1 protein-coding gene is annotated in these 961 nt (G+C 71.3%); it reads left to right on the top strand.

The annotated features are described in order from the left end of the window. Positions 1 to 54: 54 nt before the first annotated feature. The coding region (gene tnpB, locus DKT69_RS31105; RefSeq protein WP_236648464.1) for an IS607 family element RNA-guided endonuclease TnpB at positions 55 to 961 on the top strand (907 nt) is incomplete at its 3' end.

The following is a 961-nucleotide window of genomic DNA, read 5'->3' on the forward strand; positions in this document are numbered from 1 at the left end:
CGGGGGTTGAAGAACTGGTCCGACTCGCGTTCAAGCAAGCGCGCCGGGCGGCGGGTGGGGTTCCCGGGGTTCAAGTCACGCCGCCGGTCCACACCCTCGGTGCGGTTCACCACCGGGGCCATCCGGGTCGAGCCGGACCGCAGGCATGTGGTGTTGCCCCGGCTGGGCCGCTTGAAGCTGCACGAGTCGGCTCGCAAACTCGCCCGCCGGCTGGAGGCCGGCACCGCCCGGATCTTGTCGGCGACGGTGCGCCGCGACGGCGGCCGCTGGTACGTGTCGTTCTGCGTCGAAGTCGACCGCGCCGCACGCACTCCACACCAGCCACAAGTGGTGGTCGGCGTAGACCTGGGCGTCAAGCATCTGGCGGTGCTGTCCACCGGTGAAATGGAGCCCAACCCGCGCCACCTGGACACTGCCGCCCGCCGGATGCGGCGTCTGGCCCGGCGCGTGTCTCGCCGGGTCGGCCCGGACCGGCGCACCGGGCGGCGTGGGTCGAAGCGGTGGGAGCGGGCGTCCGCCCGGCTCGGTCGGGCGCATGCCCGGGTCGCTCATCTGCGCCGCGACGGTCTGCACAAGCTGACCACCCGGCTGGCCCGCGAGTACGGCACGCTGGTGGTGGAAGACCTCAACGTGGCCGGGATGCTCGCCAACCGGCGGCTCGCTCGGCGCATCGCCGACGCCGGGTTCGCCGAACTACGGCGGCAACTGGCGTACAAAACCTCATGGAACGGTGGGCGGCTGGTGGTGGCCGACCGGTGGTATCCGTCCTCGAAAACCTGCTCGAGCTGCGGCGTAGTGAAAACCAAACTCGCCCTGTCCGAGCGCACCTACACCTGCACCCTGTGCGGCCTGGTCCTGGACCGGGACGTCAACGCCGCACGGAACCTGGCCGCGCTGGCGGTCACCGTCGCCGGGAGTGGCTCGGAGACGCGAAACGGACGTGGAGCCGACCGTAAGACCC

The sequence above is a fragment of the Micromonospora sicca genome (assembly GCF_003172935.1).
In the GTDB taxonomy this organism is placed as follows: Bacteria; Actinomycetota; Actinomycetes; order Mycobacteriales; family Micromonosporaceae; genus Micromonospora; species Micromonospora sicca.